This window comes from Paraburkholderia sp. BL6669N2, from assembly GCF_003387275.1.
Taxonomy (GTDB): Bacteria; Pseudomonadota; Gammaproteobacteria; order Burkholderiales; family Burkholderiaceae; genus Paraburkholderia.
This window is the reverse complement of sequence record NZ_QUNA01000001.1, coordinates 3,232,584-3,258,361: the sequence shown is the minus strand read 5'-3', so window position 1 is coordinate 3,258,361 and position 25,778 is coordinate 3,232,584. Positions and strand designations below refer to the sequence as shown.

Below are 25,778 nucleotides of genomic sequence, written 5' to 3'. Positions count from 1 at the left end.
TCCTGTGAGGGCGCGAGGCGGTTATCCTCGCGATGGTTATTGTCCCTATTTTGTGCCTCAAGGTCGATCCAAGTCTAACATTAGCTCTACGACGCATCATTGTTGCCGTCTGACGGGATTTGCAGACCAGAATTCGGCTATAGTCGGAGGAATTTTCCGCGCGGAGGCAGCCCGCGCCCTTACCCGTTTCAGCATCTAGAATACATAAGACATGTCGGAAGTTTTGCAGAGTGGTACATCTGTCGAGGGGAGGGCAATGCAAGATCCAGTCAGGGTTGTGGTCGCTGACGACCATCCGGTTATTTTGTTCGGCGCCGAACAGGCTTTGCTCAAGTTTCCCGGTCTACAGGTCGTCGCGCGTGCGCGGCAGTCAACCGAGTTGATCAAGGTGCTGCAGACCATTGCCTGTGACGTGCTCGTCACGGATCTGGCAATGCCTGGCGGTCAATACGGCGACGGTTTGCCGCTGATCGGCTATCTGCGCCGCAATTTCCCCAAGCTTCCCATCGTCGTCCTGACGATGCTCGAGAACGCTGCGTTGCTCAAGCGGCTGAGCGAACTCGGTGTCACATCCGTCGTCAACAAGTCGGACGATCTCAGCCACATTGGGCTCGCGGTGCAGCACGTCAGCCGCAACCTGGAATATATGAGCCCGTCGGTGAAAGCCTCGCTCGATACATTGCGCATGAATGCGGGTGGCAAGAACGACGAAGTGATGTTGTCGAAACGAGAGTTGGAAGTGGTGCGCCTGTTCGTGTCGGGCATGACGATCAAGGAGATCTCGGAGCACCTCAACCGCAGCATCAAGACGATCAGTACGCAGAAGAACACCGCCATGCGCAAGCTCGGCATCGAACGGGATTCCGAACTGTTCCAGTACGCGCAGAGCAATGGCTTGCTGAACCTGTCGTCGCATTCCACCGAAGACAACAGCGGAGCGTCTTAAGGTCGCACGCGAGGCCTAAGGCAAAAATAGAAAAGGGCGCCTGTCGATAAGACTGAACTGCACCCCAAAAGTTGGACATCGATCCAACCTTTGGGGTGTTTTTCATGACGAAGCACAGTGAGCAGCTAAAAGTAAAAATGGTGAAGCAGTACCTGGCCGGGGTTGCTGGGACCGGGGTGCTGGCACAACGATATGGAGTGGGTCGTTCTGTGTTGCGTCGCTGGATAGCGGCCTATGAGCAACACGGACGTGAGGGATTGCGCAAGAAGTTCAGTCATTACGATGCGCGGTTCAGGATGTCGGTTCTTGCTCACATGTGGAAGAAGGATTTGTCACATGAGCAGGTGGCAGCGGTGTTCGACATTCGCAGTCCGGCTTGCATAGCGAGGTGGGAACGCCAGTATCATATTGGCGGTATTGACGCATTGGCACCCCGCCCCCGAGGGCGACGCCCCAAGGTAATGACCCAACCCGATCACGACAAGCCGACCGAAGATGGTGCGCCGGATGAGCGCACGCGCGAGCAGTTGCTCAAGGAAAACGAATACCTGCGCGCGGAGGTGGCGTACCTAAAAAAGCTCGATGCCCTGCTTCAGGCGAAGAAGCAGGCCGCGCAAAAGAAAAAACGCAAATAGTGCAGGCACTTCGGCAGCACCACCCGGTGGCCGCCCTGCTCAAGGCCGCGGGTCTGGCGCGCAGCACGTTCTACTACCAATTGAACGTGCTGACTGCTGGCGACCGGCACGCAGATCTCAAGACCCGGATCAAGGCCGTGTATGAAAGTCATAAGGGTCGCTATGGCTACCGACGCATCACGGCATCGATCCGGCAAACCGGTCAGCGCGTGAACCACAAGACCGTGCAACGTCTGATGGGACAGCTGAAACTGAAATCGCTGGTGCGGGCGAAGAAATACCGCTCCTGGCGCGGCGAAGTCGGGCGTATTGCACCGAACCTGCTGAACCGCGAGTTCAGCGCGCAACAGCCGAACCAGAAGTGGGTCACGGATGTGACGGAGTTCAACGTGCTGGGACAGAAGTTGTATCTGTCGCCGGTCATGGATCTGTATAACGGCGAGATCGTCGCTTACCAGATGAGCGAGCGTCCAGTCTTTGAACTGGTGAGCAGCATGCTCAAAAAGGCGCTGGCAAAGCTGGGCAGGCAGGACGCACCGCTACTCCATTCAGATCAGGGCTGGCAGTATCAGATGTCTGCCTATCGAAGGTTGTTGCATCAACGCGGCCTGACCCAGAGCATGTCACGGCGGGCAAACTGTTATGACAATGCGGCAATGGAAAGCTTCTTTGGCACTCTCAAGTCGGAGTTCTTCCGGCTGAACAGATTTGAGAGCGTCGACGCACTGAAGGCCGGCATCAAACAGTACATTCATTACTACAACCACAAACGCATCAGGCTGAAGTTAAACGGCCTGAGTCCTGTGATGTACAGGACTCAGGCCTCCGCAACCTAGCCGCAAACTGTCCAACTTTGCGGGGTCAGTTCAGACAGGCGCCCTTTTTATTCGATCCGCGCGAGGCGGCGAAGCTTACTGCGGCGTCGAGGTTGCGCCGCCGTGCGCAGCCGACCACTCGGCCGGCGCGTGCAGGAATTTTTCCACTTCGTCGAGCGTCTTGGTGTCGAAGTACTTGTTTTCCTTCGCGACGCGCAACACGTCCCACCACGTGGCAAGCGCGTGCAGATCGACGTCGATGTCTTTCAGCACCGACACGCTTTCCTTGAAGATGTTGTAGTGGAACAGCACGAAGCAGTGGTTCACCGTGGCGCCGGCGGTGCGCAGCGCGTTGATGAAATTGATCTTGCTGCGGCTGTCCGTGGTCAGGTCTTCGACCAGCAGCACGCGTTGACCTTCGGTCAGCAGGCCTTCGATCTGCGCGTTACGGCCGAAACCCTTCGGCTTCTTGCGCACGTATTGCATGGGCACCATCAGGCGATCGGACAGCCATGCCGCGAACGGGATGCCCGCGGTTTCGCCACCGGCGACCGCGTCGATCTGCTCATAGCCGACGTCGCGCAGGATCGTGGTCTCGGCCATTTCCATCAGGCCGCGGCGCACGCGCGGATACGAGATCAGCTTGCGGCAATCGATATAAACCGGGCTCGCCCAGCCGGACGTGAAAATGTACGGTTTCTCCGCGTTGAAGTGCACGGCTTGCACTTCGAGCAGCATTTTGGCGGTCGTGTCGGAGATCGTCTGGCGATCGAAGCCTGTCATGGGCGGATCCTTGGGTGTGAGCGGGGAGAAGCGGGCGCGGGGCCCGGTGGCGCAGCAAGCGTGGTATTCCGCGCCATGCTGGGCGGAATACGCGGCCGGTCAGTGGAGTGCAGGCCGGTTTTTGCTGCGCGCGTAGGCCGACATTTTACCCGAAACAGGCCCTTCCGAGGAGCCTCTCGTGCGTGGCGACGGCGAATGACGATCATAACGGACGCCTCCAGCGAGCTTGCCGAGGACCGAAGGGCCGCGCTGGGTGCTCGCCTCGACGAGTGCTTTTTGGTTCGCTTGTGGGCCGTTGGGGGCGCCTTTACACTCACGCGAATTTCTTGGGCGCATGCCGCCGTTGCCGCCCATTCGACCTACGGAATGCTTTCAATGAACCTCGCTCCCTCCGCCACCGAACCCCGCGCATCCGTGAGAAGTGGCTATGCCGGCCGGGCGTTGATCGCTTCGGTGCTCGGCTACGCGATGGACGGCTTCGATCTGCTGATCCTCGGCTTCATGCTGCCGGTGATTGCCGCCGATCTGCATCTGAGCTCGGCGCAGGCCGGCTCGCTCGTCACCTGGACGCTGATCGGCGCGGTGGCGGGCGGGTTGATCTTCGGCGTGCTGAGCGACTATTTCGGCCGTGTGCGCATGCTGACTTGGACGATTCTGATCTTCGCTGTGTTCACCGGCTTGTGCGCGGTGGCGCAAGGCTATGCCGATCTGCTGGCCTACCGGACCATTGCCGGAATCGGGCTCGGCGGCGAGTTCGGCATCGGTATGACGCTGGTGGCCGAAGCGTGGCCGGCGTCGCAGCGGGCGCGCGTGTCGTCGTATGTCGGCTTGGGGTGGCAACTAGGCGTGTTGGCGGCGGCATTGCTCACGCCGATGCTGTTGCCGGTGATCGGCTGGCGCGGCATGTTCGCGCTCGGCCTGTTGCCGGCGGTGGTGTCGTTCTTCGTGCGGCGGCGCGTCGAAGAACCGGCGCTCTTTACCGAGCGCGTGGCGCGCGGCATGCGCAAGCTGCCGTTGAAGTTGCTGGTGGCGGACCGCCGCACCGCGCGCGCGAGCATTGGCGTGGCAATTCTCTGTTCGGTCCAGAACTTTGGCTACTACGGTCTGATGATCTGGCTGCCGAGCTATCTGTCCAAAACCTTCGGCTATTCGCTGACCAAATCCGGACTGTGGACCGCCGCGACGATTCTCGGCATGGCGTGCGGCATCTGGCTGTTCGGCATCGCCGCCGACCGCTTCGGCCGCAAGCCGACATTTCTGTTCTATCAGGCGGGCGCGATGGTGATGGTGTTCGTCTACGCTCACCTGAGCACGCCGATGGCGTTACTGATAGGCGGGGCGGCGATGGGCGTGTTCGTCAACGGCATGATCGGTGGTTACGGTGCGCTGATCTCCGAGCTTTATCCGACCGATGCGCGCGCCACTGCGCAGAACGTGCTGTTCAATGCCGGCCGCGCGGTGGGCGGTTTCGGACCGGTGGTGGTGGGCGCCTTGGCCGCGCGCTATTCGTTCGGCGCGGCGCTCGCTTTGCTCGCTTCGATTTACCTGCTCGACATCTTCGCGACACTCTTCCTGATTCCCGAACGACGCGGCGCCGAACTCGAGTGAATGCGAACGGCCTGTCCATGACCTGCGAATGACAAGCCGCAACGAAGCCGCCGAATGCGGCGCCGCAGCAATGCGCACGCGCTGTTTCGCCGATGGTGAGCATGGTTAACCGGTCAGTGCATCGTCTCGTTCGGGGTGTACACTAACCGACCCGCGAAGCACTCCGCATCGTCCTGTCCTCCGGCGAGGTTCGACGCGGCGCCCAACCGGCGCAAGCGAAAACCGCCTCAATCGATTATCCATTCGATAGATGCACGCGACGCTGACGGTGCGGTGTGCCGGGCCCAATTACTTACGTCTCGCAGGCCAAAAAATGGACGAACAACTTAAGCAAAGCGCTCTCGCATACCACCAGAATCCGAAGCCCGGCAAAATTTCGGTCACCCCCACCAAGCCGTTGTCGAACCAGCTCGACTTGTCGCTGGCGTACTCGCCGGGCGTCGCCGCGGCCTGTATGGCGATCTACGACGAGCCGCTCGACGCGCAGAAGTACACCTCGCGCGGCAACCTGGTCGGCGTGATCACGAATGGCACCGCCGTGCTCGGTCTCGGCAACATCGGCCCGCTCGCCGCGAAGCCGGTGATGGAAGGCAAGGGCTGTCTCTTCAAGAAGTTCGCGGGCATCGACGTGTTCGACATCGAACTCGCCGAGTCCGATCCGGACAAGCTGGTCGAAGCCATCGCGATGCTGGAGCCCACGCTCGGCGGCATCAACCTCGAAGACATCAAGGCGCCCGAATGCTTCTACATCGAGAAGAAGCTGCGTGAGCGTATGAAGATTCCGGTCTTCCACGACGATCAGCACGGCACCGCGATCATCGCTTCGGCGGCGATCCTGAACGGCCTGAAAGTGGTCGGCAAGAAGCTCGACGAAGTGAAGCTGGTGTGTTCGGGCGCGGGTGCGGCCGCGATTGCGTGTCTGGACCTGCTGGTGAATCTGGGCCTGTCGAAGAAGAACGTTCTGGTCACCGACTCCAAGGGCGTGATCTACGAAGGCCGCGGCAACCTCGATCCTTCGAAGGAACGTTACGCGGCGAACACCGAAGCACGCACGCTGGCTGACGCGATTCGCGGCGCCGATGTGTTCCTCGGCTGCTCGAGCGCCGGCGTGCTGAAGCCGGAGATGGTCGCCGAAATGGGCACGCAGCCGCTGATTCTCGCGCTGGCCAATCCGGAACCGGAAATCCGTCCGGAAGACGCCAAGAAGGTTCGCCCGGACTGCATCATCGCGACCGGCCGTTCGGACTATCCGAACCAGGTCAATAACGTGTTGTGCTTCCCATTCATCTTCCGCGGCGCGCTGGATGTCGGCGCCACCACGATCACGGAAGAAATGAAGCTCGCCTGCGTGCGCGCGATCGCCGAACTGGCCGAAGAAACCGATCAGGGCGACGAAGTCGCGAAGGCTTATGAAGGCCACTCGCTGGAATTCGGCCCCGAGTATCTGATTCCGAAGCCGTTCGATCCGCGCCTGATCATCAAGATCGCGCCGGCTGTCGCGCAAGCGGCCATGGATTCGGGCGTCGCGACCCGTCCGATCAAGGACATGGACGCGTATCGCGAAGAACTCGGCACGACGGTGTATCGCACGGGCATGGTGATGCGCCCGGTGTTCGCGGCCGCCAAGTCGGAACCGGCGCGCATCGTGTTCGCCGAAGGTGAAGACGAGCGCGTGCTGCGCGCCGCGCAATTCGTGCTGCTGGAAAAGATCGCCAAGCCGATTCTGGTCGGCCGTCCGTCGGTGATCGAGATGCGTCTGAAGAAGATGGGCTCGAAGCTCAAGTGCGGCGACGACTTCGAAATCGTCGATCCGGAAGACGATCCGCGCTATCAGAAATCCTGGCAGGCTTATCACGAACTTGGCGCGCGCGAAGGCGTGACGCCGGACGTGGCGAAGGCCGCAATGCGCAAGTTCAACACGCTGATCGGCGCGATCCTCGTGCGCCTTGGCGAAGCGGACGGCATGATCTGCGGCATGATCGGCCAGTACCACGCGCATCTGAAGTTCATCGAGCAGGTTCTGGGCAAGGCGGACAACGTGCAGAACTTCGCCGCGATGAATCTGCTCATGCTGCCGGGCCGCAATCTCTTCATCTGCGATACGTATGTGAACGAAACGCCGACCGCCGAGCAACTCGCGGATATGACAATGCTGGCCGCGGGTGAGATGGAGAAGTTCGGTATCACGCCGAAGGTGGCGCTGCTGTCGAACTCGAACTTCGGCAGCGCACCGTCGTCGTCGTCGCAACGCATGGCGGCGGCTCGCAAGCTGATTACCGAACGCGCGCCCTCGCTCGAGATCGACGGTGAGATGCATGGCGATGCGGCACTGTCGGAAGCGGTGCGCAAGGCAGCGTTCCCGGGCACGACGCTGACCGGCGAAGCCAACCTGTTGATCATGCCGAATGTGGAAGCGGCGAACATCACGTACAACCTGCTGAAGATGATCGGCGGCGAAGGCGTGACGGTCGGCCCGTTCCTGCTGGGCGCGGAAAAGCCAGTGCACATCCTGACGCCGGCTGCGACCGTGCGCCGGATCATCAACATGACGGCAGTGGCTTCGGCCAACGCACGCAAGGCGGTGAACGCGAAGTAATGCGGATGCTTTGAGAATCGGAGCGGCGCCTCTCGTCGAGGCGTGCGCGACGAATCTGCGAGAAAGCCACGGATGTCGTTTCCGTGGCTTTTTTATTGGCGCTGTCGTTGCACCAGCTTCACGCGTCTCGTTTCACAGCACAGCACATAAAAAAGGCGACTGTGCGCGAGGACAGCCGCCTTTCTGTTTTCAGACCAGCGAGCCGGTCAAGCCATTCTGATCACGCCGCGTGTTGCGTCGTGCCTGCCTCAGGCGAACGCCACCGCGCGAGCAACTCGTTCCATTTGACGCGCACGCCCTTCAGGTTGTTTTCCTTCACGTGACCATAGCCGCGGATGCCGTCCGGCAGATTCGCCAGTTCGATGGCCAACTCGCGATTCTGCGTAGTCAGGCCTGCGATCAGTTCGCGTACCAGCGTCTCATACTCGCCGATCAACGCACGTTCGGTACGACGCTCTTCCGTCTTGCCGAACACATCGAGCGCGGTGCCGCGCAGGAACTTGAAGCGGGCCAGCACGTGCATCGCGCTGAAAACCCACGGGCCGTACTTCTTCTTCACCAGATGACCCTTGGCATCTTTCTTCGAGAACGTCGGCGGCGCGAGGTGAATGTGCAGCTTCCAGTCGCCTTCGAAATTCGCCTTCAACTTTTGGATGAACGCCGGATCGCTGTACAAACGCGCGACTTCGTACTCGTCCTTGTAGGCCATCAGCTTGTGCAGGTTCTTCGCGACTGCCTCGGTCAACGGCAATTGGCCGTCGATCGAATCGAGCGCCGACTCCGCTGCACGCACTTGCGACACCAGCGCGCGATAACGGTCGGCATACGCGCTGTTCTGCCACGCAGTCAGATACTCAGCGCGTTTGTCGATCAGCGTGTCGAGCGCCTTCGGCGTGTGCAGCGAGATGATCTTGCTGCTCGTCGTTTCCGCTGCCGCACCACGTCCTTGCGATTGAGCGAGCTTGCGCACGCCGGCCAGATCGTGCGCGGCACGGCGGCCCCATTCGAACGCCGCGCGGTTCTTCTCGACCTGCACGTTGTTCAACTCGATGGCGCGCATCAGCGACTGATACGTGAGCGGCACCCAGCCGCGTTGCCATGCGTAGCCGAGCACGAACGGGTTCGTATAGATCGCGTCGCCGAGCAGCGCGACCGCGAAGTGATTCGCGTCGACCGTATCGACACCGTCGTCGCCCGCAGCGGCGCGCACGTCGGCTTCCGTGCTGCTGCCCGGGAAGCACCAGTTCGGGTTCTTGATGAGTTCGGCGGTCGGCGTATGCGCGCTGTTCAACACGACACGCGTGCGGCCGGCCTGCATGCGCGACACGCATTCGTCGCTGGCTGTGACGATCGCATCGCAGCCGATCACGAGACTCGCTTCGCCCATGGCGATACGGGTTGCGTGGATGTCGGCCGGATTCTTCGCGATCTGCACGTGGCTCATCACGGCGCCGCCTTTCTGCGCGAGCCCGGTGACGTCGAGCACGGTGACGCCCTTGTTCTCCAGATGCGCGGCCATGCCGAGCAGCGCGCCGATCGTCACGACACCCGTGCCGCCGACGCCCGTCACCAGCACGCCGTACGGCCGCTCCATGGACGGCAATTCGGGTTCCGGCACCGGCGGCATCGCGTCGCCCGCGACACCGGAAGCGGCCTTCGGCTTGCGCAACTGACCGCCTTCAACTGAGACGAAGCTCGGGCAGAAACCGTTCACGCACGAGAAGTCCTTGTTGCAGGTGGACTGATTGATCTGGCGCTTCGTGCCGTACTCGGTATCGAGCGGCTCCACCGACAGGCAATTCGACTTCACCGAGCAATCGCCGCAGCCCTCGCAGACGGCCTCGTTGATCACGACGCGGCGTGCCGGGTCCGGATACGTGCCGCGTTTCCTGCGGCGGCGTTTCTCCGTCGCGCAAGTCTGGTCGTAGATCAGGATCGTCGTGCCGGACACTTCGCGCAGTTGGCGCTGTACTTCGTCGAGCTTGTCGCGGTGATGAATGTCGATGCCCGGCGCGAGGCCGACGTTCGCCGAGTACTTCTCCGGCTCGTCGGTGACGATCACGATTTTCGTCGCGCCTTCGGCGGCGAGTTGGTGCGTGATCTGCGGCACGGTCAGCACGCCGTCGACCGGCTGGCCGCCGGTCATGGCGACCGCGTCGTTATAGAGAATCTTGTAGGTGATGTTGGCCTTCGACGCGATCGCCGCGCGAATCGCCAGCAGGCCGGAGTGGAAGTAGGTGCCGTCGCCCAGATTGGCGAACACGTGCTTGTCGTTGCTGAACGGCGCCTGCCCGATCCACGCGACGCCTTCGCCGCCCATCTGGCTGAACGTGCTGGTGCTGCGGTCCATCCACACCGTCATGTAATGACAGCCGATGCCGGCCATCGCGCGCGAGCCTTCCGGCACGTTGGTCGACGTGTTGTGCGGACAGCCCGAGCAGAACCACGGCTTGCGTTCGGCTTCGACGCGCGGGCGCGCTAGCGCTTTTTCCTTCGCTTCGATCACCGCGATACGCATGGCGATGCGAGCGCGCACATCGGACGGCAAGTCGAACTTGTCGAGCCGCGTGGCGATCGCCTTGGCGATGATCGCCGGCGAAAGTTCGTAGTGCGCCGGCAGCAGCCAGTTGCCCATCGGCACCGACCATTCGCCGCCGGCACCGTCTTTCTCGTCGAACTTGCCGAACACGCGCGGACGCTGCGCATCGGGCCAGTTGTACAGTTCTTCCTTGATCGCGTATTCGAGAATCTGGCGCTTTTCTTCGACCACCAGAATTTCGTCGAGGCCGCGCGCGAACGCCTGCGCGCCTTGCGCTTCGAGCGGCCACACGCAGCCGACCTTGTACAGACGGATGCCGATGCGCGAACAGGTTTCGTCGTCGAGGCCGAGGTCGGTCAGCGCCTGACGCACGTCGAGATACGCCTTGCCGCCGGTCATGATGCCGAAGCGCGCATGCGGCGAATCGATTTCGACGCGGTCGAGTTTGTTGGCCCGCACGTAGGCGAGCGCTGCGTACCACTTGTAATCGAGCAGACGCGCTTCCTGCACGAGCGGCGGATCCGGCCAGCGGATATTCAAGCCGCCCTCGGGCATCGCGAAGTCTTCCGGCAGGATGATCTTGGTGCGATGTGGATCGATGTCGACCGATGCCGACGACTCGACCACATCGGTCACGCATTTCATGGCGACCCACAGGCCGGAGTAGCGGCTCATTGCCCAGCCGTGCAGACCGAAGTCGAGATATTCCTGCACGTTCGACGGGAACAGAACCGGCAGGCCGCATGCCTTGAAAATGTGTTCGGACTGGTGCGCGAGCGTGGACGATTTTGCGGCGTGGTCGTCGCCGGCAAGGACGAGAACGCCGCCGTTGCGCGCCGAACCGGCCGAGTTGCCATGCTTGAAGACGTCGCCGGAACGGTCGACGCCAGGGCCTTTGCCGTACCACATCGAGAACACGCCGTCGTATTTCGCGCTCGGGTACAGATTGACCTGCTGTGAACCCCAAACGGCGGTGGCCGCGAGGTCTTCGTTGACGCCTGGCTGGAACACGACCTGATGCGCGGCGAGATGCTGTTTCGCCTTCCACAGGGATTGGTCAAGTCCGCCGAGTGGCGATCCACGGTAACCGGAGATGAAGCCGGCGGTGTTGAGCCCGGCGGCCCGGTCGCGTTCCTGCTGCAACATCGGCAGACGCACCAGCGCCTGGATGCCGCTCATGTACGCGCGGCCGCGTTCGAGGGTGTATTTGTCGTCGAGCGTGACGGAAGATAGCGCGGCTTCGAGCGAGGCTCGCTGACCTGCGTCTAGCGGGGCGTTCATTATGTGTACTCCTCCAACCAGTTTGGGATCACCAAAACTTTTTTGGGCCGCGGCATCTTGTGAATGCGTAGGGCCGGGGCCGTCATATTGACGTGTTTTAAGTGATGGTAGCACTGGTGAAAACCCGCCGCAGCCTAGGAAGAACGAGGCTTCCGCTTTTGTCGCGAATGTCGGCGCGCGGGCTGGCTGTTCGCTCGCGCACCGCTCTCGCGACTGCCTGTAACAAGCTGTAAAAACTACAAATCTGCGGAACCGTGCTCGAAATGTCTGTCTAACCCCCACCTGTGAGCAATGTCCGCGCAACGCTCCGCATTCGGTGGAGCTTCACGACAACAGGGCAGTCAGAAAAGGAGTACGCATGAACACGAGAAACATCCAGACCTTCCTGATGGTTTCGGCAGCATTTTTCGCCATGAGCGCACCGGTGCGCTCGAATTCGGGCAGTGCAGGGGCGCTGTCGAACGCGGTAACCCGTACGGCGCAGGTCGCGCCCGCACGTATTGCCATGAGCAGCGTCACGCGATCCATCGAGTCCGACGGGGAAGACAAGAATTCGTGATACGCCGCGCATGCGGTGTGTCGGTTGAGTAACCCGCCGTTGTTGCGTCAAGCCATAAAGGTTTCGCTTTAGACAACGGCGCCAACGAAAAGGGCGAAGATCTCACGATCTTCGCCCTTTTCATTTGGGTCTACGCATCACGCATCCGCTCTGGTAAAGCGGCGCACGCTGTCAGACTTTGTCCTGCACCACACCACGGCGAATCTGATCCAGTTCGATCGATTCGAACAGTGCCTTGAAGTTGCCCTCGCCGAAACCCTGATTCCCCTTGCGCTGAATGATCTCGAAGAAGATCGGGCCGATCTGATTTTCGGTGAAAATCTGCAGCAGCAGATCTTCGGGCGCGCCGTCGATCAGGATCTTGCGCTTGCGCAACTCGTCGAGCGGCTCGCCATGATTCGGCACGCGGCGATCGACCAGCTCGTAGTACGTGTCGATCGTGTCGAGCAGCGAGATGTTCGATGCGCGCAAGCCGTCCACCGTGCGGTAAATGTCGTTGCTGCCGAGGGCAATGTGCTGAATGCCTTCGCCGTGATACGCGTCGAGATATTCCTGAATCTGGCCGGCGGTTTCCGAACCTTCTTCGTTGATCGGGATGCGTATCTTGCCGCACGGCGAGGTCATCGCCTTCGACTTCACGCCCGTCACCTTGCCTTCGATGTCGAAATAACGCACTTCGCGGAAGTTGAACAGACGCTCGTAGAACTCCGCCCATTCCTGCATGCGGCCGCGATGCACGTTGTGTGTCAGGTGGTCGATGTAGGTCAGGCCGTGGCCGACCGGATTCGGGTTCGCGCCCGCAATGGGTTCGAAGTCGACGTCGTAAATGTCGATGTTGCCGATACTGTTCGGTTCTGCGCCGTTCTTGCCGCGCCAGCGGTCGACGAAATAGATCAGCGAGTCGCCAATGCCTTTGATCGCCGGAATGTTCAATTCCATCGGGCCGGTCTTGTTGTCGAAGCCCCAGGCGCCTTTTTCCAGCGCTTGCTTGTACGCCTTGGCGGCGTCCTGAACCCGGAAAGCAATCGCGCAGATCGAAGGGCCGTGCAAACGCGTGAAGCGTTGTGCGAACGAATCCGGCTCGCCGTTGACAATGAAGTTGATTTCCCCTTGGCGATACAGCGTCACATCTTTATGGCGATGCCGCGCAACGGCGGTGAAGCCCAACTGCTCGAAGAGCTTGCCGAGCGCCTTCGGATCCGGCGCGGTGTATTCGATGAACTCGAAGCCGTCGGTGCCGAGCGGATTTTCCCAGGTTGAAACTTGCATTGTCTGTCTCCTGATGAGCGCGAGCCGAATGAGCCATTGCGCGACTGAATGACGCAAGTGTAAAGGCCTGTCTGCGGCGAAAACTTGCGAACTTAATCGCGCGTCGATACGCTGACGCTAGTTTCTAGCTCAACAGTTCGAATGGACGGCAGAAAATGGCCAATACAGAGATAGACGCCATCGACAGGCGCATTCTGGCGATTCTTCAGGAGAATGGCCGACTGTCGAATCAGGAGATCGCCGAGCGCATCAATCTTTCGCCGAGTCCGTGTCTTCGGCGTATCCGCCGGCTGGAAGAAAGCGGCGTGATACGCGGCTATGTGGCGCTGCTCGACGCACAGCAGCTTGGGCTCGATTTGCTTGCCTATGTGAATGTGCGACTGGAAAAGCGCGGCGGTCCGGCGCTCAGTTCGCGCGGTGACGCCACTCATGCGGATCTGTTTCGCGCGGCGGTGCAGACGTGGCCTGAAGTGGTGGCATGTCACGCAATGACCGGCGACATGGACTATTTGCTGCGCGTCCAGGTGAAGGACATGGCGCACTTTTCACGCTTCGTGCAGGATCAGTTGCTGCACCATCCGTCGGTAATCGACGTGAAATCGAGCTTCTCGCTGGAAAAGTTTAAGGAGACGACCGCGCTGCCGATCTTGTGAGGTAAGCGTCCCGCGCGAGGCGGCGGGCGAGTGCAAACGAAAAGGGCGGCCACGTGGCCGCCCTCTGTTCTTGCTGAAGCTTGGTGTTCTCAGGCTGCGACAGCCGTCGGCATGAACGACTCGAACAGCTTCGACGTGCGACACGCTTGCCGCTTGAGCGCGTAGTCGAACACGGCGGCCTGTTCCTGCAGCATTTCCGTAATGATGCTCGATTGATCCGCCGGCGACAGCGTGAGGTACGCGTCCGCCTCACCGTAGGCATATTCGATCTTCATGCCTGCCTTCTTCGCAATATGCATCATGGTCGAATTGCGCGACAGGCAGTGCATGTACAGCATGCCGACGTGCGTATTGCGGCTGCGAATGGCGGCGCGCTCGAACAGCTTCGAGCCGATGCCCTGGCCGCGGACGCTTTCCAGCACGGACACGCCGAACTCGGCCGTGCGCTTGTCGCCTTCGGCCGGCAGATAAGCCAGGTGGCCGACGCCGGTCAACTCCAATTGATTGTTGAAGACGCCGAAGACGGTGTCGCGCTTGAAGTCGATCGCACGAACATAGTTTTCGATGACGTGGTCCGGCACGATCTGGCCGAAGCGCAGGAGCCGGTCGTCTTCGTCGAGCGCGAGGAAGTGGGTGAGCAGGCGTTCGCGGTCGACTGCGGTGAGTTCGCGGACCAGAGCAGGCGCACGACCGGCTGGCTGCATCAAACGATCATGCGCAACGATCGGCTCAGCAGCGCGGGGTGTAGTCAAGTTCATGGTCGGGTTCTCCTTTTGGTCGAGCGGCGTGGTGCACCGCAAAAGCAATTTTAGCGGAGATACACACTGTGCACTAGGGAAAACCCGTATCAATATTTGAAGGGAGTGCCTAAAAAGTTTGCGCCCTATTTTTATGCTTTTGATTTTAAAGAATAAATAAATGATACGAGCGTTCGTGACACGATGTCGCACATCGATCACACCGGCACGTTATTTCGTCTGCATATTGCTGCAGTGCGGAATCAGGCCTGATTTGAACTCAAGCCGTGGTCCACCATGCCGACCACCTGTTCGGCGAATTCACGGTAGCCCATCCGGCCGTCCGGCTTCAGCCAGGTGAAGGTCCAGTTGATCATGCCGAACACCATCATGGTGAGCGCGGTCTGGTTGTCGCGCGTGGCGCGCTCCGGATAGGCGCGCGCCAACTGCCGCGCAAAAGCCGCCACCACGTCACGCTGGCGGTTCAGGATCACTTCGCGCTGGGTATCGACCAGATACTTCACGTCGTTCAACAGCGCGACGTGCCGGCTATGCGACGTCTCATACTCCGACAGAAATGCCCGGATCAGCTCGGCGAAGGTTTCCCGCTCCGACAAACCGCGCCGCTGACTCGCGCCTTCCACTTCCGCGATGATCAGCATGAGCCGCTTGGTATAGCGGTCCAGCAGATCGAACAGGATCGCTTCCTTGCTCGCGTAGTAGTGGTAGAGGCGCGCTTTCGAAGTGCCGCTCGCGGCGGCGAGGTCGGCCATCGAGGTGCTGGGGTAGCTGGTCTGGGCGAACTTCGCCGCGGCGAGTTCAAGAATCTGCTCGCGCTGAGTTTCGTGGTCGGGCGCTCGGGTGCGGGCCATAGTCGTCTGTTCTATTAGTGTGGACAGGGTGCGAACGCTGCGCACAATTCGAGCGTGCGCCAGCCGCTCGCGTCGCCGCGCAGCTTGATGCGCCGGGTTGCAGCCAGTTCCCGGAAGCGCCACAGCGCAATGCTGTCGCTGACCAGAAAGCCGAGTTCGGCCGTCATCAATTCGGCGGCAACGCGCGCGGCGGGCTGCCAGTCTTCAGTGACGTGCTCGAAAATCAGCGCGTCCAGCTCCGCGAAGCTGCCGCTCGTGAACGTATTGTCGCGCCAGCGCCGCGTTTCGCCGTTCGCGTGTTTGACTTCCTGCCATTCGAGCGCGAGTCGGCTGATGCGCAGCACCGAGATCGGCGCGGCGTCCGCCAGACGGGATTGCAGCACGGGCGGCGCAAACATGCCGACCGACGTCGCGCGATCTTTGCGGCTATGCGCCCACGCGCCCGGATCGGTGAGATCGCGAATCGACAGACGCACTTCGTTCAGGCGCTGCGGGTTGTTGCGCAGGTGGTAGCAGACGCGGCGCAGCATCAATTGATCCGATGCGCTTTCGCCGTGCCAGACCACCAGATTCGCTTCGCCGCGCGCGATATTCTCCAGCGCCGCGGCCTGCTCACGGAATTCCCGAAGGAAATCGCGCTTGGTGTCGGCGCTCACGCGATCCCAGAAGTCCGCGCGCACGTCGGGCGCGTCGTCGACGCCGCGCAGCGGGCCGACCGCGAGATCGTCGCGCAATGCGTGCACGCGCTCGTCGCGGCCCGCATCCCGCAACGCGGTGCGCAGTGACTCGGCGGCGACATCGCCATTGGTGAGGTGGATCGTGCTCATCGGCAGTGGTGTGGGGCGGTTAACAACACTAGGGGCCGCTCATCGACCGGAACAGGTGTCCGGTCGCGAGCGGCCCCTAGTGTAAGCGGATCGCGGACCTGCTCAAAGCGCGACGGACGTCCATCAGGTTCGTCCGCCGCATTCGGCTCAACGTTCGTCGTAGCTCACCACCACCCGGCCGCTGATCGGATGACATTGGCACGTCAGCACGAAACCGTCGCGGATTTCGTGTTCTTCGAGCGTGTAGTTCTTTTCCATCTTCACTTCGCCTTCCAGCACCTTCGCGCGGCAGGTGCAGCAGACGCCGCCCTTGCACGCATAAGGCAGTGCGAGACCGGCGCGCAGGCCGACGTCGAGCACGCTTACGCCCTGATACGGCAGGCGCAGTTTGCGGCGTTTGCCGTCGAGTACGATTTCCAGGTCGGCAGCAGGCGTGTCTTCGGTGATTTCGACCGGCGGCACGCCCGCTTGCGGCAGCGGCGAACCGAAGCGCTCCACGTGCACCTTTTCCGATGGCACGCCGGCGGCTTTCAGCGCGGCTTCGGCGGCGTCCATCATCGGAGCGGGGCCGCAAATGAAGGCTTCGTCGATCGCCTCGGCCGGCAGCAGATTCTCGATAAAGGCCGCGCACTTATCCTGATCGAGCACGCCGTTGAATAGCTCGACGTCCTGCAGATCGTCGGACAGCACGTGATAGAGCACGAAGCGGTTCATGAAGCGGTTCTTCAGATCCTCGAGCTCTTCCGCGAACATGATCTGATCGACGCTACGGTTGCCGTACACCAGCGTGAAGGTGCTGCGCGGTTCGACTTCGAGCGTCGTCTTGATGATGGCCAGCACCGGCGTAATGCCCGAACCGCCGGAGAACGCAAGGTATTGCTGACCCTGATCGGCGTTCAGATGGGTGAAGAAGCGCCCGTCCGGTGTCATCACGTCGATTGTGTGGCCGGGCTGCAGCGTGTCGAAGGCAAAGTTCGAGAAACGCCCGCCGCGTACGCGCTTGATGCCGATGCGCAGTTCGCCGTCGCGGTCGTAATCGGTGACGCCGACGCAGATCGAATACGAACGGCGCGTTTCCTCACCGTCGATATGCGTCTTCAGCGTGACGAACTGGCCTTGCGTGAAGCGATAGTGGTCGCGCAGTTCGGCGGGGACTTCGAAGGCGACCGAAACCGAATCGGCGGTTTCGGGCCGCACTTCGCGGATACGCAGCGGGTGAAATTGCGGAGTGGCCATATCAGTATGGTTTGAAGTAGTCGAAGGGCTCGCGGCAGTCGAGGCAGCGATACAAGGCCTTGCAGGCGGTCGAGCCGAATTGCGCGAGACGCTCGGTGTGCGCCGAGCCGCAACGCGGGCAGGACGGCGCGGGCAGCGCGCGGGGCACGAAGCGCATCACTTTTTCCTGTACGGGGACGGGCGAACCGCAATTGCCAGTGGGCGGCGCGATGCCGTAGGCGCGCAATTTTTCGCGCGCGTCGGCGGTCATCCAGTCGGTCGTCCAGGCCGGCGCGAGCACCGTGGCAATCCGATAAGGCTTGAGTTCCGCCACGTCGAGCGCATGCGCGACGTCCTCGGCGATCTGCGACATGGCCGGGCAACCGGAGTAGGTCGGCGTGATCACGACTTCGAGCGTGCCGTCGGCGGCGCGCCGCACGTCGCGCAAAATGCCGAGTTCGCGAATCGACACCACCGGAATCTCCGGATCGGGCACCGTTTCGAGCACGGCCCACGCGCGTTCAAGTGTGGCGTCGGTCATGTCGGTCGTGCGGAGGGCCGTCGAAGTCGTCATCGTTGGATTACCAGGTGGCGCCGGGATGCTGACGCGCGAGGCTCTGCATTTCGGCCAGCACGAAACCCATGTGCTCGGAATGCTCGCCGTGCTTGCCGGTCGTGATGTGCTTGACCGGTTCGGGCAGTGTCAAGGTGGCTTCGTCGAGCGTGGCGCGCACGTCGTCGAGCCACGCTGCTTCGAGGTCCGACGTCAGCGGGCCGATGCCGGCTGCCGCAATGCCTTCCTCGACGGCGTCCGTGCTGAAGAACTCCCGCGTGTACGGCACCAGATAGTCCAGCGCGGCTTGCGCGCGGCGATGCGATTCCTCGGTGCCGTCGCCGAAACGGATCAACCACTCGCGTGCGTGGTGCACGTGATAGCTGGTTTCCTTGATCGACTTCGATGCGATCGCCGCCAGTTGCTCGTCGGTGGACGCTGTGAGCGCCGTCCAGAGATGCGCCATCAGCGTCGAGTAGAGAAAGTTGCGCACGATCGTGACCGCGTAATCCTTTTCGGTTTTCGCGGTGGCCGACAGCGGGCCGACATGCGGCAACTCGGCGAGCGTATAGTTGGCAAACTCGCGCTCGGCGCGAAAGTACGCGTAGTCGTCTTCCGTGCGGTTTTTGCCGGTGAGCTGCTGTTCGAGCGACGCCGCGTGTGTGTACAGCAGCCGCGCCTGGCCGATCAGGTCGAGGCTCATGTTCGACAGCGCGATATCCTCTTCGAGGATCGGGCCGTGGCCGCACCATTCGGTATTGCGCTGACCGAGGATCAGCGCGGTATCCGCGAGGCGCAGCACGTACTGAAGATGTTGGGGCGTGATGGTCATGGCCGCGCTTACATGTGGTTGACTTCGTCGGGGAGCGTATAGAACGTCGGGTGGCGGTAGATCTTGTCGCCAGCCGGTTCGAACAGCTCCGCCTTGTCTTCCGGCGCGGACGCCGTAATCGCCGACGACGGCACCACCCAGATGCTCACGCCTTCCTGGCGGCGCGTGTAGACGTCGCGCGCCATGCGCAGCGCCATCGGCGCGTCGGCGGCGTGCAGGCTGCCGCAGTGTTTGTGGTCGAGTCCCTGCTTGCTGCGCACGAAGACTTCCCAAATCGGCCATTCCTTGTTCATTGCAGATCTCCTGATTCTTTGTCCGGCACACCGCGCGGTCAGGCGGCGTGCTGTTGTGCGCGCTGGCGCTGTTTTTCGGCGTGGGCGAGGGCGGCTTCGCGGACCCAGACACCGTCGTCGTGGGCCTTGACGCGGGTGGCGAGACGCTCGCGGTTACACGGGCCGTCGCCGTTCACCACGCGCCAGAATTCTTCCCAGTCGATGTCGCCGTAGTCGTGATGGCCGCGCGCTTCGTTCCATTTCAGGTCCGGATCGGGCAGCGTGACGCCGAGCACCTTGGCCTGGTCGACGGTGGCGTCGACGAATTTCTGACGTAGATCGTCATTCGAAATGCGCTTGATGCCCCATTTCGACGATTGGTTGCTGTGGATCGAATCCTTGTCGCTCGGGCCGAACATCATCAGCACCGGCCACCACCAGCGGTTCACCGCCTGCTGGACCAGTTCGCGCTGTGCTTCGGTGCCGGCCATCATCGACATGAGGGCGTCGAAGCCTTGGCGTTGATGAAACGACTCTTCCTTGCAGATGCGGATCATGGCGCGCGCGTACGGGCCATACGTGCAACGGCACAGCGGAATCTGGTTCATGATCGCCGCGCCGTCCACCAGCCAGCCGATCACGCCGACGTCCGCCCATGTGGGTGTCGGGTAATTGAAAATGCTCGAATATTTGGCTTTGCCCGAGTGCAGCGCAGCGATCAGCTGATCGCGCGACACACCGAGCGTTTCCGCCGCGCTATATAGATAGAGGCCGTGGCCGGCCTCGTCCTGCACTTTGGCAAGCAGAATCGCCTTGCGTTTCAGGCTGGGCGCGCGCGTGATCCAGTTGCCTTCCGGCAGCATGCCGACGATTTCCGAATGCGCGTGCTGCGAGATTTGCCGAACCAGCGTCTTGCGGTAGGCCTCAGGCATCCAGTCCTGAGCTTCGATCTTGCCGTCGGCGGCCATGACCGCGTCGAACCGCATCTGCTCGGACGAGTCTGCGCCCGCATCGAGCGGGGCGACATTGCCGGGAATATCCAGGGATTGCGTGTACATGGGGACGCTCTCTGCGGAAGTTGTCTGTGTGCGCACAGTATAAGCCAACCGACCGGTCGGTTAATAAATTTTTTGAGATGGGTCGATCGGGCCGATGGGGGCGGGACGAGATTCGTTAGCAAGGCGTTTCGTCTGCGCCGGCGCCCCGCCCCCACACTAAACCTATAAAATTGCGAATTGGCCGCGATTTGCGGCCTTCTGCATCCCCCGGTACTCATGTTACGTTTAAGCGAAATCAAACTCCCGCTCGATCATCCCGAGAGCGCCCTCGAAGCCGCCGTGCGTGCGCGCCTCGCGGAACTCGGCGTGGCCGTGGACGGGCTCATCCGATACACCGTGTTTCGTCGCGCGCACGATGCGCGCAAGCGCGCCGACATCAAGCTCACCTACATCGTCGATGCCGAGGTGACGGATGAAGCGGCGGCGCTCAAGCGGCTCGCCGACGTGCCACATTGCGGCGTGACGCCAGATATGGCCTACCGGTTCGTCGCCAAAGCGCCGGCGCAGATGACCGCGCTGCGCCCGGTCGTGATCGGCATGGGGCCGTGCGGCCTGTTTGCCGGGTTGATCCTGGCGCAAATGGGTTTCCGGCCAATCATCCTCGAGCGCGGCAAGGCCGTGCGCGAGCGCACCAAGGACACCTTTGGCTTGTGGCGTAAGTCGGTACTCAATCCCGAATCGAATGTGCAATTCGGCGAAGGCGGCGCGGGCACTTTCTCGGACGGCAAGCTGTACAGCCAGATCAAGGATCCGAAGCACTACGGCCGCAAGGTGCTCGACGAATTCGTGCGGGCTGGCGCGCCGGAAGACATTCTGTTTCTGAGCCGGCCGCATATCGGCACGTTCCGGCTGGTGAGCATGGTCGAAAAAATGCGTGCGACCATCCACGAGTTGGGCGGCGAGGTGCGTTTCGAAACCCGCGTCGACGATATCGAGATCGATCAGGGCAAGGTGCGGGCGCTGAAACTGTCGACCGGCGAAACGCTGCGCTGCGATCATGTGGTGCTGGCGGTCGGGCATAGCGCGCGCGACACCTTCCAGATGTTGAATGACCGCGGCGTCTACATTGAGGCGAAGCCGTTTTCACTCGGTTTCCGCATTGAACATCCGCAGGGTTTGATCGACCGCAGCCGTTTCGGCAAGTTTGCCGGTCACAAGCAGCTTGGTGCCGCCGACTATAAGGTGGTGCATCACTGCAGCAACGGGCGCGCCGTCTACAGTTTCTGCATGTGCCCGGGCGGCACCGTAGTGGCGGCGACCTCCGAACCGGGCCGCGTGGTGACCAACGGCATGAGCCAGTATTCGCGGGCGGAGCGGAATGCCAACGCGGGGATCGTGGTTGGCATCACGCCGGACGACTATCCGGGCGGCCCGCTCGCCGGGATCGCTTTTCAGCGCAAATGGGAAGAGCGGGCTTTCGAGCTGGGTGGCGGCAACTATATGGCGCCGGGCCAGCTGGTCGGCGACTTTATCGCCGGCCGGCCGTCCACGTCGCTGGGTTCGGTGGTGCCGTCCTACAAGCCCGGCGTGCATCCGACCGATCTCAGCACGGCGCTTCCCGACTATGTGATCGAGGCCATTCGCGAAGCCTTGCCGGAGATGGACAAGAAGATCGCCGGGTTCGCGATGCACGACGCCGTGCTGACGGGCGTCGAGACGAGAACGTCGTCGCCGATTCGCGTGCGGCGGCGGGACGACTATCAGAGCATGAACGTCGAGGGCCTGTATCCGGCCGGCGAAGGAGCGGGCTATGCCGGCGGGATCTACTCGGCTGCCATCGACGGGATCGAAGTCGCCGAAGCGCTCGCGTTGAAGATGGCCGGAGCGCAGACGGCCTGAGTCGGCCGCGCGGGAATGCCGTCGCGGAGACCCGCGACGGCTGGAGCGATCGGGCACAATGCACGTTTCGCCTTCAACCGACCACCCGAATGACCATTCGCACCCTGGCCGCCGCGTGCAGCGCGGCGTTGTTTGCCCAATTTGCCGTTTCCCCGACCGTTTTCGCAGCCGACGCCCCGGCACATTGGGTCACCGCATGGGCGACTGCGTTGCAACCTATTCCTCAGCGGGCGGACTTGCCGCCGTTGTATCGCGCACCCGAAGTAGCCGGGCGCACTGTGCGTCAGATCGTTTATCCGACGCTGTCCGGAAAGTCCGCGCGGGTTCATCTCAGCAATCGGTACGGTAAAACTCCACTCGTCATCGAAGACCTGCGCATCGCACGTTCTGCGGGCGGCGCGGCGGCTGGTAATGGTGAGGCGCGCGTGACGTTCAGCGGCAAGAGTGCGGTCTCGGTTCCGCCGGGTGGCGAGTTGGACAGTGACCCCGTCGCGATCGATATCGCCGAAGGTGCGCCTTATGCCGTCAGCGCATTTATGGGGGCCGAGCAGCGTATCGTGGCGTGGCATCGTGTGTCGAACCAGGTGAACTATGTTTCGGCGCCGGGTAATCACACGGCGGATGCTTCTGCCGAGGCGTTTCGCGGTAGGTTCACCCAATATGTGTGGGTAACCGGATTGTCGGTGGATGCGGCACCTGCATCCGCTGCCGTTGCCGCGATCGGCGATTCGATCACAGACGGCATGCGCTCCAGCCTGAACCAGAATCGCCGCTGGCCGGACGCGTTGGCGCGCCGGTTTGCCGCTAGCGGCGACCGGTCGACCGCGATTGTCAATCTGGGGATCAGCGGCAACCGCCTGCTGAGCGACTCCCCTTGCTACGGCGACGCGCTCGCGACGCGCTTCGAGCACGACGTGGTCGGGCGCCCGGGCGTCAAGACGGCGATTCTGCTGATCGGCATCAATGACATCAACTTCGCGGCCATGCCGCCGCGTAATGGGCTCGATTGCGATTTTCCGCACACGTCGGTGACGGCCGCCGATCTGATTGCCGGATACCAACGGCTGATCACCACAGCCCGGCACGCTGGTGTGAAGTTGTTCGGCGGGACGCTGACGCCGGCGTCGCTTCCGCCGCAGCGAGAAAGCATGCGGCTCGCCATCAACCAGTGGATTCGGACGAGCCATGCCTTTGACGGCGTGGTGGACTTCGACGCCGCGCTGCGTGATCCGGCCCAGCCGGATCGTCTGCGGCGCAACTTCGACAGTGGCGATCACATCCATCCCAGCGACGCCGGCTACGCAGCGATGGCCGACGTGGTTCCGATCGACGCGGTGGTGAATTCAACCCACAAATGAGCCGCCAAAAAAAGATTTCGGTCAAACCCTTGTTATATGGCCGATGTTCACCTAAGATTCGCCTCCTCGTTGCAGAACGAGGGCCGCGGCAGAAACCAGCGGCCGTAGCGTCAACAGGGTTTTAAGCGAAAGCGAAAAAATGTTGTTGACGAAACGAAAAAGAGCCTTCATAATCTCGTTTCTCTGCTGCTGATGCAGCGACGCAGAACGAAGCGGTGCCGGGCGGTTGTGATGTTGGCGACCTGCGGTGCGGATTCGGTGGTGAATGCGTAATCGATCTTTAAAAATTAACAGCCGATAAGTGTGGGCGCTTGATGCGCGACGCGCCGGCGGGCCCTTCGGGATCTGCCGGATGAAGCGAAAGTATCAAGTCTCACACAGTAATGAAAGGAAGGTTTTTCCATTGAAGATGGAGAGATCATTCGTCAGTACGTTGAGTGAGCGACCGGTTCTTAACTGAACCGAAAAACAGTAACAGGTTTGAACTGAAGAGTTTGATCCTGGCTCAGATTGAACGCTGGCGGCATGCCTTACACATGCAAGTCGAACGGCAGCACGGGAGCAATCCTGGTGGCGAGTGGCGAACGGGTGAGTAATACATCGGAACGTGTCCTGTAGTGGGGGATAGCCCGGCGAAAGCCGGATTAATACCGCATACGATCTGTGGATGAAAGCGGGGGATCTTAGGACCTCGCGCTACAGGGGCGGCCGATGGCAGATTAGCTAGTTGGTGGGGTAAAGGCCTACCAAGGCGACGATCTGTAGCTGGTCTGAGAGGACGACCAGCCACACTGGGACTGAGACACGGCCCAGACTCCTACGGGAGGCAGCAGTGGGGAATTTTGGACAATGGGCGCAAGCCTGATCCAGCAATGCCGCGTGTGTGAAGAAGGCCTTCGGGTTGTAAAGCACTTTTGTCCGGAAAGAAAACCTCTGCCCTAATACGGTGGGGGGATGACGGTACCGGAAGAATAAGCACCGGCTAACTACGTGCCAGCAGCCGCGGTAATACGTAGGGTGCAAGCGTTAATCGGAATTACTGGGCGTAAAGCGTGCGCAGGCGGTCCGCTAAGACAGATGTGAAATCCCCGGGCTTAACCTGGGAACTGCATTTGTGACTGGCGGGCTAGAGTATGGCAGAGGGGGGTAGAATTCCACGTGTAGCAGTGAAATGCGTAGAGATGTGGAGGAATACCGATGGCGAAGGCAGCCCCCTGGGCCAATACTGACGCTCATGCACGAAAGCGTGGGGAGCAAACAGGATTAGATACCCTGGTAGTCCACGCCCTAAACGATGTCAACTAGTTGTCGGGTCTTCATTGACTTGGTAACGTAGCTAACGCGTGAAGTTGACCGCCTGGGGAGTACGGTCGCAAGATTAAAACTCAAAGGAATTGACGGGGACCCGCACAAGCGGTGGATGATGTGGATTAATTCGATGCAACGCGAAAAACCTTACCTACCCTTGACATGTATGGAATCCTGCTGAGAGGTGGGAGTGCCCGAAAGGGAGCCATAACACAGGTGCTGCATGGCTGTCGTCAGCTCGTGTCGTGAGATGTTGGGTTAAGTCCCGCAACGAGCGCAACCCTTGTCCCTAGTTGCTACGCAAGAGCACTCTAGGGAGACTGCCGGTGACAAACCGGAGGAAGGTGGGGATGACGTCAAGTCCTCATGGCCCTTATGGGTAGGGCTTCACACGTCATACAATGGTCGGAACAGAGGGTCGCCAACCCGCGAGGGGGAGCCAATCCCAGAAAACCGATCGTAGTCCGGATCGCACTCTGCAACTCGAGTGCGTGAAGCTGGAATCGCTAGTAATCGCGGATCAGCATGCCGCGGTGAATACGTTCCCGGGTCTTGTACACACCGCCCGTCACACCATGGGAGTGGGTTTTACCAGAAGTGGCTAGTCTAACCGCAAGGAGGACGGTCACCACGGTAGGATTCATGACTGGGGTGAAGTCGTAACAAGGTAGCCGTATCGGAAGGTGCGGCTGGATCACCTCCTTTCTCGAGCGAACGTGTCAGTTGCGTAAAAGCAATGCGTTGAGCGCTCACGCTTATCGGCTGTGAAATCAGGACAGACTCAGGGGTCTGTAGCTCAGTCGGTTAGAGCACCGTCTTGATAAGGCGGGGGTCGATGGTTCGAATCCATCCAGACCCACCAAAGTCTTGTCTGGTGTGCTGATCGTCTGAAACCTCTGGGGTAGCTGCATGACTGGGGGATTAGCTCAGCTGGGAGAGCACCTGCTTTGCAAGCAGGGGGTCGTCGGTTCGATCCCGTCATCCTCCACCAATCCTCAATGCGTAGCGTTCTGTGCAAGAAGCAGAGCGTTGTGCATTGGCGATTGAGCCAGTCAGAGTGATATGAAGCAGAGCTTTATATCGGCTGTCGTTCTTTAACAATCAGGAAGAAGTAGTAAAGAGATTCACGAAAGCATACTTAGAGATGGGTGTGCGAGTAGGTGAATCAGGGTTGTGATTGTATCAATGTATGAAAAGAGAGATCGAAAGATCGCTTTTGGAAT

The 25,778-nt window shown here is 61.1% G+C and carries 19 protein-coding genes, 2 tRNA genes and 1 rRNA gene; 11 read left to right on the top strand and 11 right to left on the bottom strand.

Annotated elements, in window-relative coordinates:
- Positions 1–256 precede the first annotated feature (256 nt).
- Positions 257–946: a response regulator gene (locus tag B0G80_RS14835; RefSeq protein WP_106286050.1), complete on the top strand. Its 690-nt coding sequence runs from the start codon at positions 257–259 to the stop codon at positions 944–946.
- Between the two features lie 104 nt (positions 947–1,050).
- A protein-coding gene (locus B0G80_RS14830; RefSeq protein ID WP_116119473.1) for an IS3 family transposase occupies positions 1,051–2,417 on the top strand; the annotation gives its coding sequence in 2 pieces (ribosomal slippage) (positions 1,051–1,516 and positions 1,516–2,417; 1,368 coding nt in all).
- Between the two features lie 75 nt (positions 2,418–2,492).
- Here B0G80_RS14830 and B0G80_RS14825 read toward each other — a convergent pair.
- Positions 2,493–3,179: an orotate phosphoribosyltransferase gene (locus tag B0G80_RS14825; protein WP_007179868.1), complete on the bottom strand. Its 687-nt coding sequence runs from the start codon at positions 3,177–3,179 to the stop codon at positions 2,493–2,495.
- 375 nt (positions 3,180–3,554) lie between these two features.
- On the opposite strand from B0G80_RS14825, the gene B0G80_RS14820 reads away from it, so the two are divergent.
- Both B0G80_RS14820 and B0G80_RS14815 read left to right on the top strand, forming a co-directional pair.
- The gene (locus tag B0G80_RS14820; RefSeq protein WP_116118455.1) at positions 3,555–4,787 is read left to right on the top strand and encodes an MFS transporter; all 1,233 of its coding nucleotides are present in this window, start codon (positions 3,555–3,557) and stop codon (positions 4,785–4,787) included.
- Positions 4,788–5,100: 313 nt separating this feature from the next.
- On the top strand, positions 5,101–7,383 hold the full coding sequence (locus B0G80_RS14815) for an NADP-dependent malic enzyme (RefSeq protein WP_106286048.1): 2,283 nt from the start codon (positions 5,101–5,103) through the stop codon (positions 7,381–7,383).
- 220 nt (positions 7,384–7,603) lie between these two features.
- Here the strand turns inward: B0G80_RS14815 and B0G80_RS14810 are convergent, their stop codons facing one another.
- Positions 7,604–11,203, bottom strand: coding sequence for an indolepyruvate ferredoxin oxidoreductase family protein (locus tag B0G80_RS14810; RefSeq protein WP_116118454.1), 3,600 nt, complete (start codon positions 11,201–11,203; stop codon positions 7,604–7,606).
- A 358-nt stretch (positions 11,204–11,561) separates the two neighbouring features.
- On the opposite strand from B0G80_RS14810, the gene B0G80_RS14805 reads away from it, so the two are divergent.
- The gene (locus B0G80_RS14805; protein ID WP_106286046.1) at positions 11,562–11,762 is read left to right on the top strand and encodes a hypothetical protein; all 201 of its coding nucleotides are present in this window, start codon (positions 11,562–11,564) and stop codon (positions 11,760–11,762) included.
- 171 nt (positions 11,763–11,933) lie between these two features.
- On the opposite strand, the gene hppD is transcribed toward B0G80_RS14805, so the two are convergent.
- Positions 11,934–13,031 (bottom strand): 4-hydroxyphenylpyruvate dioxygenase, encoded by a 1,098-nt coding sequence (gene hppD / locus B0G80_RS14800; RefSeq protein WP_116118453.1) that lies wholly within the window; start codon positions 13,029–13,031, stop codon positions 11,934–11,936.
- A gap of 155 nt (positions 13,032–13,186) precedes the next feature.
- Between hppD and B0G80_RS14795 the strand changes: the two genes are divergently transcribed.
- Complete coding sequence (locus B0G80_RS14795; protein WP_116118452.1) at positions 13,187–13,684, top strand: Lrp/AsnC family transcriptional regulator; 498 nt, start codon at positions 13,187–13,189, stop codon at positions 13,682–13,684.
- Positions 13,685–13,773: 89 nt separating this feature from the next.
- Here B0G80_RS14795 and B0G80_RS14790 read toward each other — a convergent pair whose 3' ends face one another.
- The 8 genes from B0G80_RS14790 to paaA form a co-directional block, all read right to left on the bottom strand.
- Positions 13,774–14,442: a GNAT family N-acetyltransferase gene (locus B0G80_RS14790; RefSeq protein ID WP_106286043.1), complete on the bottom strand. Its 669-nt coding sequence runs from the start codon at positions 14,440–14,442 to the stop codon at positions 13,774–13,776.
- Positions 14,443–14,684: 242 nt separating this feature from the next.
- Entirely contained in the window at positions 14,685–15,293 is a 609-nt protein-coding gene (locus tag B0G80_RS14785; protein ID WP_116118451.1) for a TetR/AcrR family transcriptional regulator, read from the bottom strand.
- Positions 15,294–15,307: 14 nt separating this feature from the next.
- Positions 15,308–16,120, bottom strand: coding sequence for a DUF1835 domain-containing protein (locus B0G80_RS14780; protein WP_106286041.1), 813 nt, complete (start codon positions 16,118–16,120; stop codon positions 15,308–15,310).
- A gap of 147 nt (positions 16,121–16,267) precedes the next feature.
- Positions 16,268–17,356 (bottom strand): 1,2-phenylacetyl-CoA epoxidase subunit PaaE, encoded by a 1,089-nt coding sequence (gene paaE, locus B0G80_RS14775; RefSeq protein WP_116118450.1) that lies wholly within the window; start codon positions 17,354–17,356, stop codon positions 16,268–16,270.
- Position 17,357: 1 nt separating this feature from the next.
- Complete coding sequence (gene paaD / locus B0G80_RS14770; RefSeq protein ID WP_116118449.1) at positions 17,358–17,909, bottom strand: 1,2-phenylacetyl-CoA epoxidase subunit PaaD; 552 nt, start codon at positions 17,907–17,909, stop codon at positions 17,358–17,360.
- Between the two features lie 7 nt (positions 17,910–17,916).
- Entirely contained in the window at positions 17,917–18,720 is an 804-nt protein-coding gene (gene paaC, locus B0G80_RS14765; protein ID WP_106286038.1) for a 1,2-phenylacetyl-CoA epoxidase subunit PaaC, read from the bottom strand.
- An 8-nt stretch (positions 18,721–18,728) separates the two neighbouring features.
- Positions 18,729–19,013, bottom strand: coding sequence for a 1,2-phenylacetyl-CoA epoxidase subunit PaaB (paaB, locus tag B0G80_RS14760; protein ID WP_007179854.1), 285 nt, complete (start codon positions 19,011–19,013; stop codon positions 18,729–18,731).
- A 38-nt stretch (positions 19,014–19,051) separates the two neighbouring features.
- Positions 19,052–20,050 carry a 1,2-phenylacetyl-CoA epoxidase subunit PaaA gene (gene paaA / locus B0G80_RS14755; protein WP_116118448.1) on the bottom strand — a complete coding sequence of 333 codons (999 nt, stop codon included), beginning with the start codon at positions 20,048–20,050 and terminating at the stop codon, positions 19,052–19,054.
- A 216-nt stretch (positions 20,051–20,266) separates the two neighbouring features.
- Between paaA and B0G80_RS14750 the strand changes: the two genes are divergently transcribed.
- From B0G80_RS14750 to B0G80_RS14730, 5 genes are all read left to right on the top strand, one after another.
- Complete coding sequence (locus B0G80_RS14750) at positions 20,267–21,889, top strand: NAD(P)/FAD-dependent oxidoreductase (RefSeq protein ID WP_116118447.1); 1,623 nt, start codon at positions 20,267–20,269, stop codon at positions 21,887–21,889.
- Positions 21,890–21,978: 89 nt separating this feature from the next.
- Positions 21,979–23,247, top strand: coding sequence for an SGNH/GDSL hydrolase family protein (locus B0G80_RS14745; RefSeq protein WP_116118446.1), 1,269 nt, complete (start codon positions 21,979–21,981; stop codon positions 23,245–23,247).
- Between the two features lie 482 nt (positions 23,248–23,729).
- Positions 23,730–25,260 (top strand): 16S ribosomal RNA (locus tag B0G80_RS14740).
- 80 nt (positions 25,261–25,340) lie between these two features.
- Positions 25,341–25,417 (top strand) — tRNA-Ile (locus B0G80_RS14735).
- A gap of 53 nt (positions 25,418–25,470) precedes the next feature.
- A tRNA-Ala gene (locus B0G80_RS14730) sits at positions 25,471–25,546 on the top strand.
- Positions 25,547–25,778: the final 232 nt, after the last annotated feature.

Coding starts and splice junctions, on each gene's coding strand:
- paaA (WP_116118448.1), bottom strand. CDS start 20,050: ATGTACACGCAATCCCTGGATATTCCCGGCAATGTCGCCCCGCTCGAT.
- B0G80_RS14790 (WP_106286043.1), bottom strand. CDS start 14,442: ATGAACTTGACTACACCCCGCGCTGCTGAGCCGATCGTTGCGCATGAT.
- paaB (WP_007179854.1), bottom strand. CDS start 19,013: ATGAACAAGGAATGGCCGATTTGGGAAGTCTTCGTGCGCAGCAAGCAG.
- hppD (WP_116118453.1), bottom strand. CDS start 13,031: ATGCAAGTTTCAACCTGGGAAAATCCGCTCGGCACCGACGGCTTCGAG.
- B0G80_RS14795 (WP_116118452.1), top strand. CDS start 13,187: ATGGCCAATACAGAGATAGACGCCATCGACAGGCGCATTCTGGCGATT.
- B0G80_RS14780 (WP_106286041.1), bottom strand. CDS start 16,120: ATGAGCACGATCCACCTCACCAATGGCGATGTCGCCGCCGAGTCACTG.
- B0G80_RS14785 (WP_116118451.1), bottom strand. CDS start 15,293: ATGGCCCGCACCCGAGCGCCCGACCACGAAACTCAGCGCGAGCAGATT.
- paaE (WP_116118450.1), bottom strand. CDS start 17,356: ATGGCCACTCCGCAATTTCACCCGCTGCGTATCCGCGAAGTGCGGCCC.
- B0G80_RS14825 (WP_007179868.1), bottom strand. CDS start 3,179: ATGACAGGCTTCGATCGCCAGACGATCTCCGACACGACCGCCAAAATG.
- B0G80_RS14815 (WP_106286048.1), top strand. CDS start 5,101: ATGGACGAACAACTTAAGCAAAGCGCTCTCGCATACCACCAGAATCCG.
- B0G80_RS14750 (WP_116118447.1), top strand. CDS start 20,267: ATGTTACGTTTAAGCGAAATCAAACTCCCGCTCGATCATCCCGAGAGC.
- B0G80_RS14805 (WP_106286046.1), top strand. CDS start 11,562: ATGAACACGAGAAACATCCAGACCTTCCTGATGGTTTCGGCAGCATTT.
- B0G80_RS14810 (WP_116118454.1), bottom strand. CDS start 11,203: ATGAACGCCCCGCTAGACGCAGGTCAGCGAGCCTCGCTCGAAGCCGCG.
- B0G80_RS14835 (WP_106286050.1), top strand. CDS start 257: ATGCAAGATCCAGTCAGGGTTGTGGTCGCTGACGACCATCCGGTTATT.
- B0G80_RS14820 (WP_116118455.1), top strand. CDS start 3,555: ATGAACCTCGCTCCCTCCGCCACCGAACCCCGCGCATCCGTGAGAAGT.
- paaD (WP_116118449.1), bottom strand. CDS start 17,909: ATGACGACTTCGACGGCCCTCCGCACGACCGACATGACCGACGCCACA.
- B0G80_RS14745 (WP_116118446.1), top strand. CDS start 21,979: ATGACCATTCGCACCCTGGCCGCCGCGTGCAGCGCGGCGTTGTTTGCC.
- paaC (WP_106286038.1), bottom strand. CDS start 18,720: ATGACCATCACGCCCCAACATCTTCAGTACGTGCTGCGCCTCGCGGAT.